This is a genomic window from Pseudoduganella violaceinigra DSM 15887 (assembly GCF_000425385.1).
Lineage (GTDB): Bacteria > Pseudomonadota > Gammaproteobacteria > Burkholderiales > Burkholderiaceae_D > Rugamonas > Rugamonas violaceinigra.
Window position 1 is genome coordinate 91,202 of sequence record NZ_AUDI01000001.1, and the last position, 15,502, is coordinate 106,703.

A 15,502-nucleotide genomic window follows, 5' to 3' on the forward strand; every position below is an offset into this window, starting at 1 on the left:
AAATGACACAATTCCCTAGCTTCGGAACGCGCTGAAGCGGCATAGCTGAACGATCGTCCCCATGCACATCATCAGGAGCAGCTGGGCGGTGGGTTCATCCATCAGCGCGCGGTTATATACCAGCATCATGAGAAACAGCAGCATTGCGGCGACGCAGGTATCTGCCAGTGCGAGCTGGGCCACGCCACCTTGTTTTCGGCGTACGTAGCGCCAGGCAGCCAGCAGGGAAAACAGTAACATGGCGCCGTAAGCGAGAGCGCCCAATAGACCGACATCCCAGAGCAGGATGGCCAGCGCGCTGGCGTCCAGATGCAGCGGCTGGTAGCGCCGGGCCACCTCCCCCGCGCCCAGCAGGCCCGAGGGTTTGCTGGCGCCGGGGCCGTACCCCACCAGGCGGCGCGGCGTGCTGGCCAGCGGATCGCGCCACCACAGCGCCAGCGACGCGGCGCGGCTGATTTCCCCGGTGCGGTAGTTGACGTTGTCGGGATCGAAGAAATAGCCGCCGCCGCGGTTGAACTTCTCGGCCACATTGTGCGCCGACTGCACTTTCTTGCCCCAGTACAGGGCATCGTAGACAAAATACGTGGTGCCGAGAAAAGCCGCCAGCAGGATGCCGAATCCGACGAAGGCGGCGAAGCTGCGCAGGATACGGCGCCGCAGCACCCAGGCCAGCACCAGCGGCAGCCAGACGAAGGCGGCCTTCACTTCGCCCAGCAGGATGATGGCGAAACCGACCGCCTGGAAGGCCAGCATCGCCCGGCCTGTCATCTGTCCCGCGTTCCAGCGCGCGGCGGCATAGCCCATGGCCAGCACGGTAAACAGCACCATGATGGCGCTGTTGCCGCCAAAGCCCGGCGTGCCGCCGAAGGTGCCGACAATCGAGTCGAAGCTGGTGCTCGTGGCGACAAAAAAATGCTGGTACAGCACCACCGGCACTTGGAGCAGCACCACCCAGAACATCATGCGCCAGCTGGTTTCCAGGTGATGCTCCTTCCAGCGGAACCAGTACAGGGCGAACAGCACCGAGAACATCGGCAGCATCGCCTTCACCGAGGAAAACACCTGCGCCTTCGGCACGCGGTTGAACACCAGGCTGATGGTAAAAGCCAGCAGGAACAGGATGGCGGCGATTTCCACCGTCGAACCATCGCCCTCGCGCATGCGCCGCGGCTCGCGCTTCTGCAGCACCAGGTCGAGCAGCGCGCGGCAGAAGAACAGGATGGCCAGGCCGAACGCCAGCCAGGCGGCCGGCCGCAGGCGCAGGAAGTACACGGCCGAACCCTGCAAGAGGAAGGTCAGGATGAACAGGCACCAGAACATGCCATGCAGCGGCAGCACAAACAGCAGCAGCACCGACAGCACCGCCGTACCGACGATCGCCACCAGCGGCGGGGAATCGAGCCCGCCCACCATGCCGACAAACACCGCCAGCAGCATGAATGGCAACAGCAGCATCAGCGGCAGCCCCCGGTGGGGCGCCGCAAGCGCCCGCGCGCCGACCCTGGACGGAACGGCGCCGGCGGGGGCCGTGCGGCGCAACGATAGCATGCGTATCATTGTCGCCCCCTAATCGCCGAACACGCCGGCCAGCCGTTCGCGCGCCGGCCGCTCCAGCGCCGCCAGCATGGCGCGCACGAACTGGTCCTGCAGCGCATACGCCGCATCAGGGTCGGCGCCGATACTGGACACCCGTACCAGCATGCCATCCGGCACCGTCCCGCTCAAGCCATAGCGCAATTCCTGCAAGCGCTGGTCGACGCCGGGCATGGTGGCCTTGCGGCCGATGGTGATCCAGTAGGTGATCGGTTCCTGCCGCGCACCGGCGACGGCGAACAGGCGTTTTACCGGCAGCACGCCCTGCCCGGTATCCAGGCCGCCCGGCTTCCCGTCGCGCACCGTGAAGCCCTGCGCCGTGTAGCACACCTCGGGCTTGTGCACGCCCATATTGTCGCCCTGGTCGCCGCCGTAGGCGATCGACAGCATGATGCGCTCGCCAAGGCGGTTGACATAGGTGCGGCCCAGGGTCTGGTTGTAAATCTTGTCCAGCTTGGCCTGCGTGGCGGGATCGACTTGCAAGGGAATCACGCGCGTATCGACCTGCCATTCACCGAAGCTGCGCGGCACCATCTGCTCCAGGCTGAAGCGGCCCTGCGCGTCGGCCATGCGCACGGTCGGCGTCAGTGCGCGCGTCACGGCGGCCGAGGACAGCATCAAGGCCGCCAGCACCACACTCACGATCATCGATTTCTTCATGAATTGCGCCATTTCACAAACCATTGCAGGAAGGCGTCAACGCCGATAATCAGCAGCAGCGCCGTGAGGAAGAGCACCATGCCGGCGAAGCCGTGCAGGAAGCCCTGCCCCGCCGCGTCGCCGAGATAAAAGGTCACCAGCGACAGCGTGATCACCCGGATCACATTGGCGGTGAAGGAAATCGGGATGATCAGCAGCGCCAGCGCCACGTTCCGGAAGGCGGAAGAATGCCGCACCACATTCAGGTAGAACAGGCCCAGCGCCTCGAGCGTCAGCAGGGTTTGCAGGCCGGCGCAGGCGTCGGCCACCAGCAACTGGTACTGCCCCACCTGCAGGATCACCCCGCTGCGCGCGATCGGAAAACCGGCTGCGTACAGCACATGTTCGGTGGCCCACGACACCGCCATCTTCATCGGCATGGTCAGCATGCCGACCAGCGGCCCCGGCAAAGGCACCATGAAGGCCATGAAGAAGAAGGCGAACCATTGCACGCGCAGCGCGCCATGCCCGCATTTGAGCATCAGCAGCGCCGCCAGCAATACGATGAAGGAGGCAATCTCGAAGGCGATGATGCCCTGCGAGCGGCCCAGGATGTAGGCCAGCAGCCCCCCCCCCAGCACCGGCCAGCCAAGCGCGGACGGCTGGCCGTCGGCGCGCGCCTGCATGGCCGGCCATTGCCTTGCCATCAGCCACAGCGCCAGCAGCAGGATCATCGGCCCGTGCGCCTGCTCCTCGGTCGACCATAGGCCGGTAAACAGGCGGTAGAAGGTGGGCACGTACAAGACCAGCATGCCCATCGCAACAGGCAGCCAGTCCAGCAGCGCGGCGCGCTGCGCGGCGCGCATGGCTGCCGGCGGGCGGACGGCCAGGCCCGGGTCCACTCAGAACTCCAGCAACACCGAGCCGACCACTTCGGCGCCGGCGTAGCGCACCTGCTCGCTGAGCGCCGCCACCTCGTACAGCGAGGTCGCATTGCGGCGCACCACCAGCAGCACACCACGGGCGCGCGCCATCACCGGCAGCGAATCGTGGGCGGTGAGCACGTCCGAGGTATCGTACAGCACGACGTCGTGCAGCGCCTCCAGCTGGGCATTGAGGCCGGTGAAGTCCTTGCGCGCCAGCAGTTCGGCCGGATTGGGCGGCAGCGTGCCGGCACCCAGCACGGCCAGCGACTCGAAGGCGTCGATGCGCGTCACGGACGCCATGGTGGCACGCCCGGCCAGCATATCCGACAGGCCCAGCCTGCCCGGCAGGTTGAAGATGTCGTGCTGCGCGGGCTGGCGCAGATTGGCGTCGACCAGCAGGGTGTTCTGTCCCAGCTGGGAGAACACCACGGCCAGGTTGGCGGCGAACAGGCTGGTGCCGGAGCCCGGTTCCACGCCCACGATGGCGAGCGACTTGTGGCCGCGCGCGAACCAGCGCAGCATCAGCTGGCCGCGCACGGCGCGCAGCATTTCCACCTGGCGGCTGAACGGCTCATAGGCCGCCACCAGGTGCGGCGAGTAGTAATGCTCGCCGGACGGGAGGTAGGGATAATCGAACTGCCGCGCCAGGACTTGCTGCACGTCGGCGGCGCTGATCATGCCCAGCGCCTGGGCCGCCTCGCCGAAGCGGATGCCGGTTTCCTCCTGCATGCGCAGCACGGCATCGGTATTCTCCGGCGTCAGCTTGCCCGCTTCCTGCAGCAGGGCGCCGATGGTGGCATCGCCCACGCCTTGCGGCGAGGCGGGATTGAAATGCAATGGGCTGTTCATCGGCGTCTCCTAATTCAGGCGCAGCTGGCGCGGCGCATGCAGGCGCGGCAGGCCGAAGCGGCGCCGGCGCGGCGGATTCCAGTCGATCGTGGCCAGCACGGGGATCTGCACCACCTCGGCCAGGTCGGCTTCCGAACGCACGCGCCGATCGAACATCTCGGACAACATGGCGATGCCAATGCCCAGCATGCCGCCCAGCAGCAGCGACAGCACCGTATTCAGCAGCACGCGCGGGCCGGCCGGCTCGATCGGCGGCACGGCCGGGTTCAGTACCGAGACGTCGGACTGGTCGGAGCCGCCCTCGATACGGGTCTGCGACACGCGCTGCGCCGCCGCGTCGAAGGCGCGCTGGGCGCTCTCGACGTCCTTGTTCAGCACATTCATTTCATCGCGCTGGCGGTTCAGCTGCAGCACCTTGGTTTTCTGCTCGGCCAGCGCCGTGCGCAGCGCCGCTTCGCGCTGGGCGAACACGCTGGCATTGTTGCTGACCGACGAAGTGACCAGGGCCGTCTGCTCATTCAGGCCGGCGCGCAGGCGCGCCACCTCCGCCGCCGCGCTCTGGTATTGCGGGTGGTTGCGCCCCAGGCGCTGCCCCATTTCGGCCAGCTTGGATTCCTGCTGCGACAGGTTGACGCGCAGGTTCTGCACCACTGGGCTGGCCGTCACGTCCGGCGAGGCGTTGCCGGAACCGCGTGCCACCGCCTGCCGCGAATTGGCCTCCATGGACTGCGACTGGGCCGACACCAGCTGGGCCGACAGGTCGTTCAGGCGCATCGATTCCACGTCGAGGCGGTTGTCGACGCTGACGATGCCGTGCTCCTGCTGGTACTTGGAGAGCTTGGCCTGCGCCACTTCCAGGGTATCGCGCAGCACCTTCAGCTGGGAGTTGAAGTAATTGGTGGCCTTCTTCATCGGCTCCACCTTGAGCTGCACATTGATCTTCTGGTATTCGTCGGTGAAGGCATTCGCCACCGCCGCCGCGAACTGCGGGTCGGACGCCTTGAAGGTCACGTTCAGCACGGAGCTTTCCTTGGCCGGCACGATATCGAGCTTCTTTTGCAGCAGCTCGGCCAGCCAGTCGCGCACCGTCCCCAGGCCGCCGGTCGACTCGTTGAACTGGGCGATCACGGCCGGGCTGTCGGCCAGCTTCAGCTGGTCCACCACACGCAGTGCGACATTCTTGCTGTTGATGATGTCGATCTGGGTGGCCATATAGCCGGGCAGCAGCTGGCCCGGCAACGCCATCCCGGTCAACGGGTCGACGCCCTTGTAATTCATCACCAGCGAACTGGTCGCCTCGTACGTCTTGGGCAGCAGCAGGCTGACAACCAGGGTGGCGCTGACCGTGACCAGCAAGGTCAGCAGCACGATCTTCTTGCGCGCCTGCAGGATCAGCAGGAACTGGGCGAAATTCATAATGCCTCCTTAGAACCAGCTTTCCTTGATGAAGATGACGTCGTCGGTCTGCACCACGTCCTCGTTCCGGGCGGCGATCACCTGTTCCGAACCGTCGCCGCCGCGGCGCTTGATCTTGATGCCGCGCTCAGTGCCGCGCGGAGTCAGGCCGCCGCCCACCGCCAGCGCCTGGCTGACCGTCATGGTGCGCTCGAGCCGGAACGAACCGGGGCGCTGCACCTCGCCATAAATGTAGAAGCGCGGCGAGCGTTCGGCATAGATCACATCGTTGGGCCCCAGCTCGATTTCCTGGTCCAGCGCGCCGTTGCGCACCATGTCCACCACGTCGATCACGGTCTTCGTGGTCTTGCCGTCGCGGGTACGCACCACGCTCACCGTATCGCCGCCATCGGCATTGAAGCCGCCCGCCTGGGCCAGCATATCCATCACACCGCGCTTGCCGCCATCGAGCGGATAGCGCCCGGGCCGGTTCACCATGCCCAGCACCGATACTTGCGCGCTCTGGATCTGCGAGACGATGATGCTGACCTGGGCCGTCTTCAGGTAGCCCTTCTTCACCAGCTGCTCGCCGATGGCGCGCTCGGCCTGCTGCACGGTCAGGCCGCTCACCTTGACCTCCCCCAGCAAGGGGAAGGTGATGCGGCCCGACTCACTGACCCGGGTTTCGGTCGCCATGTCGGGGTTGCCGAACACGGAAGCCTTGATCACATCGCCCGCCCCCAGCGTCAAGTCCGCCGCCGGCGCCAGCCCCGCGCCCAGCGCAAATGCCAGCGCCGCCATCCACATCATCAGTCGTTTCATGATCGCTCCTCGTTCGGTTATTTCAGGCCGGCGACGCCGCGTTCGATTTCGGTGGCCGGTCCGCCCGCATCCGCTACCGGCGAGGGCTGGTTGATATAGGCAATCTTGGCGCCGGCGCGCAGGCGCTTGACCTCCTGCTCCGCCGCCTCCTTCCCTTTTTTAGCGACCAGGTATTGTTCGATCTGCGGCCGCGCTGCATCGAGCTCCACCGGTGAAGCGCGCACATCGGCAATGGTCAGCAGCATGCTGCGTTCGCCTTCCCGCACGATGAACAACTGCCCTTTCGACAGCGCCAGCAGCTTGGCCGACAGTTCCGGCGGCAACTCCGAACCGCTGCGGCTCAGCTCCGCTTTCTGGTACTTGACTTTATGGGCATCGAGCCAGGCCGCGACCTCGTCCAGCGAACGGGTCTTGTCCATCACGGCCTTCAGTTCGTCCGTCACCTCGCGCGTGGGCAGGACGATTTCATGCATATCGAAATGCTTGCGCTGGGAAAAGAACTGCGGATTCTGGCTGTAGTAGGTCTCGACTTCCGCCGCGCTCGGTTTGGCCGGCGTGCCCAGGCGTTTCTGCATATAAGCCTGGGCCAGGATCACCGCGCGCGCCCTTTCGATGGCCTGCACCACGCGCGGGTCGCGGTCGACCTTTTCCCTGGACGCTTCGCCGATCAGCAGCTGGCGGTCGATCAGCGCTTCCAGCGCCTGTTTGCGCGCGGCTTCCTGCTGCGCGGCCGGGGCATTGCTGCGCGACAGTTCATCGTTCAACTGCATGACGGTGATTTCATTGCCATTGACACTGGCGAGCGCCTGGCCGGGTTTCTGTTCCACCTTGCTGCTGCAAGCGGACACCAGGACCAGCAACAGTCCTGCGCAAGCCTGATTCGGGTTGATGTGCTTCAAAATATCCTCCCTCGACTATTGCAACTCATTCTAATAGCGCGGCTGGCGCGCACGATTGATTCAGTACGCGTTTTGCCGTGCCAGCACCACCTTGACTGTGCGCAAGATGATCCACAGGTCGAGCCACAGCGACCAGTGGCGCAGGTAGTCCAGGTCATAGCGGATACGCGCCTCCATCTTTTCCAGCGTCTCCGTTTCGCCGCGCAGGCCGTTGACCTGGGCCCAGCCGGTAATGCCCGGCTTGACTTTATGGCGCAACATATAGCCCTTGATCAGCTTCCGGTATTGTTCGTTGTGCGCCACGGCGTGCGGCCGCGGCCCGACAATGCTCATCGTTCCCTGCAGCACGTTGATGAACTGCGGCAGCTCATCGAGCGAGGTCTTGCGCAGGAAGGCGCCGATGCGCGTGATGCGTGGATCGCGGGCCGTGGCCTGGCGCACCACGGGGCCATCCTCCGTCACCCGCATCGAGCGGAATTTGTAGACGATGATTTCCTCGCCATACAGGCCGTAGCGGCGCTGGCGGAAAATCACGGGGCCCGGCGAACTGATCCACACGGCCAGGGCAATGGCCAGCATCAGCGGCGCCAGCGCCATCAGGATGGCACTGCCGATGATCACGTCGCTGGCGCGCTTGACGATGCCGTCGAAGCCGACAAAGGGCGTCTCGCAGATCGCCACCACGGGCATGCCGCCCACGCTGTCGAAGCGCGCCTGCATCAGGTCGAACACATAAATATCGGGCAGGAAATACACCGAGGCCGTCGTGTCCTGCAGTTCATCCAGCAATTTGCGGATGCGCGGCTGGGCCGAAATCGGCTGGCTGATGAAAATCATCTTGATGTGGTGATCGCGCACGAAGTTGGCCACCTCGGCCATTTTCCCCAGCATGGGGTGCGACAGGTCGCCCCTGCGGCGGTCCGCCGTACGGTCGTCGAAGAAGCCGCGCACACTGAGGAAGAGATTGGGCAGGCGCTCCGCCGTGCGGGCGAACTTGGTGCCGACCTCGTTGGCGCCCACGATCACGATGGAGCGCACTTCGCTTTCCTTGGCCGGGTCGGTGCCGACATGGCGCGCCGCCAAGTGGCTCATGAGCAGGGCAAACGGCGTCGCCAGGAACCAGCTGAAGACCACGGATTCGTCATAGTGGTAGGCCAGGCCGCTGACGTTGCCGAGGAAGACCAGGATCAGGGCGGTGGCGAACCAGCCCATGAAGATATCGCGCGCATAGGCCAGCACGCGCCCGCTGCGCCAGGTGCGGTAGGGGTCGACATGCTCGTACACCGCCGAGGAAATGAAGAAAGCCAATATCATCAACACCAGCGAATACCCGGTAAACGGTTCTCCATACGCCATCGACGTGGCGTACAGCATCACCATGATGATCAGGGGATCAAGCACGCGCTGGAAGAAGGACACCAGGGGTATATCGTGTACCGTCATCACCGCTCCTCGTTCAGAACTGTAGGGTCGCCATCAGTGACACGCCCTTGGCCTTGTAGCTGCCGGTGCCGGCCAGCGGCGTCCCCGTGCGCCGGTCCTTGTAGCCCGTCAGGCTCAGCAGCACCTTGCGCGCAGGCTGGTAGACCACCCCCATATTGGTGCTGCGCGTGGTATCGCTCGGGTCGCCGTTGAAGAAGACATAGGGCAGGCGTTCGAATTTGCGTTTCTCGCGCTTGAAGCCGGCGTTGGCTTGCACCTTGGCCGAAATATCCCAGGTGGCGTTGACACTGGCGCCCCGGTTGACACTGTTGTTGACCACGATGCTCTCGACCGCGGAGAACTCGCGCCAGGCATCGAAATTGAACCGCAGCTTGGCGCGCGGCCGCCAGTTCAGCGTGGCGCGCCCATTCAGGCCGCTGGTATCGCGCTCGCTGAAGGTGTCGTGCTTGCGCTTGGCATAGCCGGCCAGCAACTGCAATTGCGTGATATCGCTGTATAGCCAGTTGATATTGGCCTTCAGCTCATCCTGGGTGTAGTTCTGATCGAGGAAGGTGGCGCCGATACGGCGCGGATTCAGGAAGCCGCCCTTGATATGGCGCAGCACCACGCCCACCTTGCTGCCGCTGGAAGCGAGGTAGTCGATCCCCGCTTCGCTGCGGTCTTCCTTGCGGTTGTTCAAGCTTTGTGCCGCCAATTCATAATCGAAGCGGTCGCGCTGGAAGCCGGCATGCAGGCGCCAGCTCGGATGCAGGCGCCAGCCGCCATTGGCATATTCGCGGCGCTGGGTGCGCAGATTGCGCTCATCCGAATGGAAGTCGTTGAAGGGCGTGAGGACCTGCTGGTAGCTGCCGCCGATATTGCCGTCGAAATACTTGCCGAGCACCCAGGCCCAGTCCAGACTGAAGTCCTTGCCGCTGTAATTGAGCTGGTCGTAGTGGTCGAAGCTCACGCGCGAGACCTTGGCCTCGCCGGTCAGTTTCTGGCGCCCGATCGGGCGGTCCAGCATGACGCCGGCAATGGCGTGGGTGGCGCGGTCGGAGCGCTGGATGCCTGGCGGGGTATTGTCCGGCAAGCGCAGCAGGTTATCGTCGTAGGTCGCCCCCAAGGTGACATAGGGCTTGAGAGTATCGCTGATGTCCGCATGGGCAGGGCAGCACGCCATGGCGGCCGCCAGCGCCAGCGGAGTCGGCAGGTTGCGCATATCTTGTTTAGCCTTATTGAAAACTACCAATAGATCCAGTTACCCGTTGCCATGATCCATGCGGCCAACAGCCCATTCGTCACGGCATGTCCCAGGATGGGAGTCCACAGCGTTTCGCTGCGCAGATACAACAAGGTGTAGGCAATGCCGGCGACGATGCCGGCCAGCCAGAGGTTATGTTCGATACCGAACAAAAGAATGGAAACCGCAGCCGCCCGCAGGCCGGCGCGCGCAGGCCGCAGCGACAGGAAGTCGCGCTGCTGCAGCCAGCGCAACAGGAAGGAGCGCCAGAACAATTCCTCCATCACGGGAACCACTAGCGTGGCGCCAAGCGCACGGACCGCCACCAGCGGCCAGTCGATGCGCCCGTCTTCGCCCGCCGCGTCGAAAGCGTTCGGCGTGCCCGCTTGCATCCATTGGGCATCGAGAACAATCCACAAGGCAAACACGCATGCGCCGACGCCAACGGCAGCGAACAGCGCAGGCCGCGAGGGCACCCCGCGCAACTCCTGGTAGTTCCTGCGCCACGCCAGCAGCATCGCGGCGACCAGCGCGATCTTGATCGGGTACAGGCTGCGCAAGGTATTGCCTGGCGCACCGAGGCGCTGCAGCACATCGGCGAGGATGATGAAGGCGATGAATGTGGCGAAAGGCAGCACGCGCGGCATGAGCACACGGTCGCCGGCGCGCAGTGGCAGGACTGGCGCCGCAGCCGCAGTGGCGTGCGGCTGCTGGGAAACGCGCTTCGGTGGCTGCTGTAAAGTCACGATATCTGCCTTCCCGTTGGAAATGCCGAAGCAAGACTGCCTCGGCATTAAGGTTGTCAGATATTACAGCGGGCAATCGTGCGCAAGCGCACGAAAGTGGGAAACTGCAAACAGCGGATTGAGTTACATCAAACGTTGTTACGCGCTTCGATTTTCTCCCAGCGTTCCAGCGCAGCCATCAACTCCTCTTCAATCTGCGCAATACGGTCGTTCAGGCGCTTGGCTTCCGCCGGCGTCTTCTTGTAGAAGTCGGGATCGGACAGCGTGATATTCAGCGCAGTCTGTTCGTCTTCCAGTTTGGCAATCAGTTGCGGCAGCTCTTCCAGCTCGCGCTGTTCTTTGTAGCTGAGTTTTTTCTGCTTGGCCGCGGCCGGCGTAGGGGAAGCATCGGCCACCGGTTTCGCATCGCCCTTCTTCACCGCAGTTGCGGCGGCAGCCGACGCGCTATCGCGCACGCGCTCCCAATCGCTGTAGCCGCCGACATATTCCTTCCAGTGGCCCTGCCCTTCGGCAACGATCACCTGCGTGACGACGTTATCGAGGAACATACGGTCGTGGCTGACGAGGAAGACCGTTCCGGCATAATCCTCCAGCAGCTCTTCCAGCAGTTCCAGCGTGTCGATGTCGAGATCGTTGGTCGGTTCGTCCAGCACCAGCACATTGGCTGGCTTGGCAAACAGGCGCGCCAGCAGCAGGCGGTTGCGCTCACCACCGGACAGCGAACTCACCAGCGAACGCGCGCGTTGCGGTTCGAACAGGAAATCGCCCAGGTAGCTCATGACGTGCTTGCGCTGGCCATTGATTTCGACCCAGTCGCTGCCCGGCGCGATGGTGTCGGCCAGGGTGGCGTTATCGTTCAACTGGGCGCGCATCTGGTCGAAGTATGCCACCTGCAGCTTGGTGCCCTGCTTGATCATTCCGCTGTCGGCCTGCTCTTCGCCCAGGACCAGTTTCAGCAGCGTGGTCTTGCCCGCGCCGTTGGCGCCGATCAAGCCGATCTTGTCGCCACGCATGATGATCGCGCTGAAGTCCTTGACGATGACCTTGGCGCCATAGGCCTTGTTCACATTTTCCAGTTCCGCCACGATCTTGCCGGAACGTTCGCCGGTGCCGACTTCCAGACGCACCTGGCCCTGCTGGTCGCGGCGCGCGGCACGCTGTTCGCGCAAGCGCTCCAAGCGGCGCACACGGCCTTCATCGCGCGTACGGCGCGCCTGCACGCCTTTGCGGATCCAGACTTCTTCCGCCGCCAGCACCTTGTCGAACTTGGCGTTCTCGATTTCTTCGATCGCCAGTTGTTCCGCCTTGCGCACCTGGTAGGTGGTGAAATTGCCCGGGTAGGACATCAGATTGCCGCGATCGAGTTCAACGATGCGGGTCGCCACATTGTCCAGGAAGGAACGATCGTGGGTAATGAACAGGATGCTGCCCTTGAAATCGCGCAGCAGGCCTTCCAGCCACATGATGGAATTGAAGTCCAGGTGGTTGGTCGGTTCGTCGAGCAGCAGCACGTCGGGCGCGCCAACCAGGGCGCGCGCCAATGCGGCGCGCTTCTTGGTGCCGCCGGACAGGGTTTCGACCAGTACCGAGCCATCCAGGTTCAGGCGGCCCAGGATGGTTTCCACCTTGTTTTTCAGGTTCCAGGCGTCGCCGGCATCCAGCTTGACCTGGATGTCGTGCATGCGCTCCATCAGCGCGTCATCGTCACCCTGGCCGAATTTGCCGGTCAGCTCGTCGTATTCCTTCAGCAGCGCAGGCAGCTCGCCCAGGCCGGATGCCACCGCGTCGTGCACGCTCTGGCCGGTTTCGAACTGCGGCTCCTGCTCCACATAGACGACTTTCAGGCCCTGCTGCATGACCAGCAGGCCGTCGTCCAGTTTCTGGGAGCCAGCAATAATTTTCAGCAAGGAGGACTTGCCCGTGCCGTTGCGCCCGATCAGGCCGACCCGCTCCCCGGTTTCCAGGGAGAATTCAGCGTGGTCCAGCAGGGCGTGGTGGCCGAAAGCCAGTTGTGCAGATGATAAGGAAATGACAGCCATTGGGGTGCAATTCAAAGCGAGAAAACGAGCATTTTACCTGTTGCCGACCTGTCAGCTATAATTGCGCTCGCTTTGCGTCCTCCCCGTAGCACAATGGATAGTGCACATGCCTCCTAAGCGTGGGATACTGGTTCGATTCCAGTCGGGGGGACCAACAGCACCTGCATCGGGAACCAATCCCCTCCGTACCTGTCCAAACTCAACACCCCGACTGTCTCCTTGCGACAAAGTTAGCGAAACTGCGCGAGGGAGAGCATGATCGATACCAAAGTTCGCATTTTGCCAAGCTTGAGGTCGAAGTGGAATCCAATAAATCCGCCATTGAGAGACTGAGCCGCGCCCTGGAGGAGCTTCGCGCTAGCACCGAACGCGGCTTTGTCGAACTACGCACTGAAATCCGATGGCTGATGGGAATCTGCCTGGGAGGGTTCGCTGCGATATTTGGGGTCCTAGGCCGGATTGCCGGTCTGTACTAGGTGGCCATCCTCGCAAATTCCGCGAAACGGGCTCAAAGCTCCCTTCATTGCCAACGCCGACCGGCGTAAACTCACCAGGTCACTCGATTCGCGCAGCACCCTCGGCGGCCGCCACAAGCTCAGCGTAGCGATATTCGACCAGACGCTACTGGAAACCAGCGCCGCGTAAGGCCGATCAGGCACAGGCCCGATGCCAGCATCAGCCACATGCCCGCTTCCGGCACCGCGAAGACACGCCACACTTCCATCTGGCCATACGTGATGTTCGGCGATTTGTAATCGCGCCCGTCGAGCAGGCTGGAGTCGAAATCGCTGCGCACGGGGTCGATATAGGAATACATGATCGAGTAGCCGCCATGCGTCAGGTCCCACGGCACGTACAGATCGTGGCCGGCGCCGAAGACGGGGCCGGTCGTGGCGTTGTTCCAGGTCTGGAAAGACCCAACCGTGTCCAGGGCGTAAGTACGGGGCGTTTGCCGGTGGATCTGGCGGGAGGTGAGGTTGAACAGGAATCCTGTGCGCCGTGCATCTTCCGTGGTGATATGGAAGCCGCCGCTCGAGGCCCAGCTTTGCGGGTTGTAGCCGCCGACCTTGAACATTTGCCCCAGCTCGTTGGTCGCTTCCATCACGGTGAATGTACGGCCCTTGCCGTCTACTGCCGCGTGGAAATCCGCCGCGGTTTCGCCGTCACGCTTCTGGTACAGGCGCTCGAGCCGGACCGGCCCGTTGCCCAGCCAGCTGGACAACTGGGCCATGTCCGCGTCCGTCAGCAAGGGCGTTGACGCATGGGCTGCGGGTAAAGACAACAGAATGGCTGCGCCCAACAGGCGCGGAAGAAGATTGGCCATGGCATTGCACCTCCACGGCCGGACTATAGCACTTCGCTAGATTTTCGCAGGCACGACTGCCGTGACTTCGATCTCCACCCGGGCGCGCGCTTCCAGCAGCCCGGCCACTTCGACGGCCGTCATGGCCGGATAGTGCTTGCCGATCAGTTCGCGGTAGATTTCGCCGATTTCCTTGTACGCCCCCATGTACTCGTGCTTGTCGACCACGTACCAGGTCATGCGCACGATATGCTCCGGGCCGCCGCCCGCTTCCTTCAGCACCGCAAGGATATTTTCAAATGCCTGGCGAACTTGTCCGGCGAAATCATCTGTTTGGAATTCGCAATTAGCATCCCAGCCGATCATGCCGCTGACAAACACCATGCGGCCGCTAGCGGCGATACCGTTGGAATAGCCGCGTGGGCGCGCCCAGCCCGGCGGTTGCAATATTTGCATAGGGACTCCTCAGCCTTCGCGCAGCAGTTCGCGCGCGATGATCAATTGTTGTACTTCGGTGGCGCCTTCGTAAATCCGCAAGGCGCGGATTTCGCGGTACAGGCGCTCGACCGGGTGCTCGCTGACCACGCCCATGCCGCCGAACATCTGCACGGCGGCGTCGATCACCTGCTGCGCGGTTTCGGTGGCGGTCATCTTGGCCATGGCGGCTTCCCTGGTCACCTTCCGGCCCTGGTCGCGCTGCCAGGCGGCGCGATACGTCAGGAGCGCCGACGCATCGACGCCGGTGGCCATCTGCGCCAGCTTGGCTTGCGTCAGCTGGAAGTCGGCCAGAGTCTGGCCGAACATCTTGCGGCCCTGTGCGTGCGCCAGCGCTTCGTCCAGCGCGCGGCGGGCGAAGCCCAGCGACGCGGCGGCGACCGAGGTGCGGAACACGTCCAGCGTGGCCATGGCAACCTTGAAGCCCTGCCCCGCTTCGCCGAGGCGCTGGCCGGCGGGAATGCGGCAGCCGCTGAACTTCAGGCGCGCCAACGGGTGCGGGGCGATCACGTTGATGCGCTCCGCGATCTCGAAACCCGGTGCATCCTGGTCGACGATGAAGGCGCTGATGCCGCGTGCGCCCGGCTGCTCGCCGGTGCGTGCGAAGACCACGTAGAAGTCGGCGATGCCGCCGTTGCTGATCCAGGTCTTTTCGCCGTCGAGGATGTATGCGTCGCCGTCGCGCACCGCGGCGCATTGCATGGCTGCGACGTCGGAGCCCGCCTGCGGCTCCGACAACGCGAAGGCGGCGATGGCTTCGCCTTTCGCCACACGTGCCAGGTAGGCCTGCTTGTTGGCTTCGCTGCCGAACAGGCTGACGGCGCCGGAGCCCAGTCCCTGCATGGCGAAGGCGAAATCGGCCAGGCCATTGTGGCGGGCCAGCGTTTCGCGGATCAGGCAGATGGCGCGCGTGTCGATGGCGTCCTGCGCGCCGCCGTATGCGGTGCCGCCGACGGCGTGGCGCAGCCAGCCTGCCTCACCCAGCGCGCGCACCAGGGCGCGGCATTGGGCGTCGGTATCGCTGCCATGGGCGTCGCGCACATGCTCGGCGGCCCAGGCATCCAGTTCGCGTTCCAGCGCCGTGTGGCGCGCTTCAAAGAAGGGCCATTCCAGGTAGGATTTGTCCCCCAT

General features: G+C 63.9%; 14 protein-coding genes and 1 tRNA gene. 1 reads left to right on the forward strand and 14 read right to left on the reverse strand.

All coding sequences use genetic code 11. From position 1 onward, the window contains the following. Positions 1–15: 15 nt before the first annotated feature. The 11 genes from H597_RS0100405 to H597_RS0100455 all read right to left on the reverse strand — a co-directional run bounded on the left by H597_RS0100405 (position 16) and on the right by H597_RS0100455 (position 12,573). Positions 16–1,548: a hypothetical protein gene (locus tag H597_RS0100405; RefSeq protein WP_154667882.1), complete on the reverse strand. Its 1,533-nt coding sequence runs from the start codon at positions 1,546–1,548 to the stop codon at positions 16–18. A gap of 18 nt (positions 1,549–1,566) precedes the next feature. Beyond that, positions 1,567–2,253, reverse strand: coding sequence for an exosortase-associated protein EpsI, B-type (gene epsI, locus H597_RS0100410; protein ID WP_028100379.1), 687 nt, complete (start codon positions 2,251–2,253; stop codon positions 1,567–1,569). After that, positions 2,250–3,134: an exosortase B gene (gene xrtB / locus H597_RS0100415; protein ID WP_307577840.1), complete on the reverse strand. Its 885-nt coding sequence runs from the start codon at positions 3,132–3,134 to the stop codon at positions 2,250–2,252. Before xrtB ends, epsI begins: the two co-directional genes overlap by 4 nt. Beyond that, a complete protein-coding gene (gene epsG / locus H597_RS0100420; RefSeq protein ID WP_028100381.1) occupies positions 3,135–4,007 on the reverse strand; it encodes a chain length determinant protein tyrosine kinase EpsG in 873 nt (290 codons plus the stop codon). A gap of 9 nt (positions 4,008–4,016) precedes the next feature. Then, positions 4,017–5,423 (reverse strand): chain length determinant protein EpsF, encoded by a 1,407-nt coding sequence (gene epsF / locus H597_RS0100425; RefSeq protein WP_028100382.1) that lies wholly within the window; start codon positions 5,421–5,423, stop codon positions 4,017–4,019. 9 nt (positions 5,424–5,432) lie between these two features. Next, entirely contained in the window at positions 5,433–6,224 is a 792-nt protein-coding gene (gene epsE / locus H597_RS0100430; protein ID WP_028100383.1) for a polysaccharide export protein EpsE, read from the reverse strand. Between the two features lie 17 nt (positions 6,225–6,241). Next, positions 6,242–7,123 (reverse strand): EpsD family peptidyl-prolyl cis-trans isomerase, encoded by an 882-nt coding sequence (locus H597_RS0100435; RefSeq protein WP_229632059.1) that lies wholly within the window; start codon positions 7,121–7,123, stop codon positions 6,242–6,244. Between the two features lie 60 nt (positions 7,124–7,183). Beyond that, entirely contained in the window at positions 7,184–8,566 is a 1,383-nt protein-coding gene (locus H597_RS0100440; protein WP_028100385.1) for an undecaprenyl-phosphate glucose phosphotransferase, read from the reverse strand. 13 nt (positions 8,567–8,579) lie between these two features. Next, positions 8,580–9,767, reverse strand: a complete 1,188-nt coding sequence (gene epsL / locus H597_RS0100445; protein WP_229632060.1) for an XrtB/PEP-CTERM-associated polysaccharide biosynthesis outer membrane protein EpsL — start codon at positions 9,765–9,767, stop codon at positions 8,580–8,582. Positions 9,768–9,790: 23 nt separating this feature from the next. After that, positions 9,791–10,534: a CAAX prenyl protease-related protein gene (locus H597_RS0100450; RefSeq protein ID WP_229632061.1), complete on the reverse strand. Its 744-nt coding sequence runs from the start codon at positions 10,532–10,534 to the stop codon at positions 9,791–9,793. A 128-nt stretch (positions 10,535–10,662) separates the two neighbouring features. Further along, positions 10,663–12,573 carry an ATP-binding cassette domain-containing protein gene (locus H597_RS0100455; RefSeq protein WP_028100388.1) on the reverse strand — a complete coding sequence of 637 codons (1,911 nt, stop codon included), beginning with the start codon at positions 12,571–12,573 and terminating at the stop codon, positions 10,663–10,665. A 79-nt stretch (positions 12,574–12,652) separates the two neighbouring features. Here H597_RS0100455 and H597_RS0100460 point away from each other — a divergent pair. Then, a tRNA-Arg gene (locus H597_RS0100460) sits at positions 12,653–12,727 on the forward strand. Between the two features lie 441 nt (positions 12,728–13,168). Here the strand turns inward: H597_RS0100460 and H597_RS29210 are convergent. Genes H597_RS29210 through H597_RS0100480 form a run of 3 tightly spaced genes read right to left on the reverse strand, consistent with a single transcriptional unit; the run spans position 13,169 to position 15,502 of the window. Next, on the reverse strand, positions 13,169–13,897 hold the full coding sequence (locus H597_RS29210) for a PEP_CTERM-anchored TLD domain-containing protein (RefSeq protein ID WP_051293421.1): 729 nt from the start codon (positions 13,895–13,897) through the stop codon (positions 13,169–13,171). A gap of 36 nt (positions 13,898–13,933) precedes the next feature. Then, positions 13,934–14,332, reverse strand: a complete 399-nt coding sequence (locus H597_RS0100475) for a RidA family protein (protein ID WP_028100389.1) — start codon at positions 14,330–14,332, stop codon at positions 13,934–13,936. A gap of 9 nt (positions 14,333–14,341) precedes the next feature. Further along, on the reverse strand, positions 14,342–15,502 hold the full coding sequence (locus tag H597_RS0100480; protein WP_028100390.1) for an acyl-CoA dehydrogenase family protein: 1,161 nt from the start codon (positions 15,500–15,502) through the stop codon (positions 14,342–14,344).

Bases quoted from the DNA above. Each gene is read 5' to 3' on its own strand.
- epsL (WP_229632060.1), bottom strand. From the start codon at position 9,767: ATGCGCAACCTGCCGACTCCGCTGGCGCTGGCGGCCGCCATGGCGTGC.
- H597_RS0100455 (WP_028100388.1), bottom strand. From the start codon at position 12,573: ATGGCTGTCATTTCCTTATCATCTGCACAACTGGCTTTCGGCCACCAC.
- epsF (WP_028100382.1), bottom strand. From the start codon at position 5,423: ATGAATTTCGCCCAGTTCCTGCTGATCCTGCAGGCGCGCAAGAAGATC.
- H597_RS29210 (WP_051293421.1), bottom strand. From the start codon at position 13,897: ATGGCCAATCTTCTTCCGCGCCTGTTGGGCGCAGCCATTCTGTTGTCT.
- H597_RS0100480 (WP_028100390.1), bottom strand. From the start codon at position 15,502: ATGGGGGACAAATCCTACCTGGAATGGCCCTTCTTTGAAGCGCGCCAC.
- epsI (WP_028100379.1), bottom strand. From the start codon at position 2,253: ATGAAGAAATCGATGATCGTGAGTGTGGTGCTGGCGGCCTTGATGCTG.
- epsE (WP_028100383.1), bottom strand. From the start codon at position 6,224: ATGAAACGACTGATGATGTGGATGGCGGCGCTGGCATTTGCGCTGGGC.
- H597_RS0100405 (WP_154667882.1), bottom strand. From the start codon at position 1,548: ATGCTATCGTTGCGCCGCACGGCCCCCGCCGGCGCCGTTCCGTCCAGG.
- H597_RS0100440 (WP_028100385.1), bottom strand. From the start codon at position 8,566: ATGACGGTACACGATATACCCCTGGTGTCCTTCTTCCAGCGCGTGCTT.
- epsG (WP_028100381.1), bottom strand. From the start codon at position 4,007: ATGAACAGCCCATTGCATTTCAATCCCGCCTCGCCGCAAGGCGTGGGC.
- H597_RS0100475 (WP_028100389.1), bottom strand. From the start codon at position 14,332: ATGCAAATATTGCAACCGCCGGGCTGGGCGCGCCCACGCGGCTATTCC.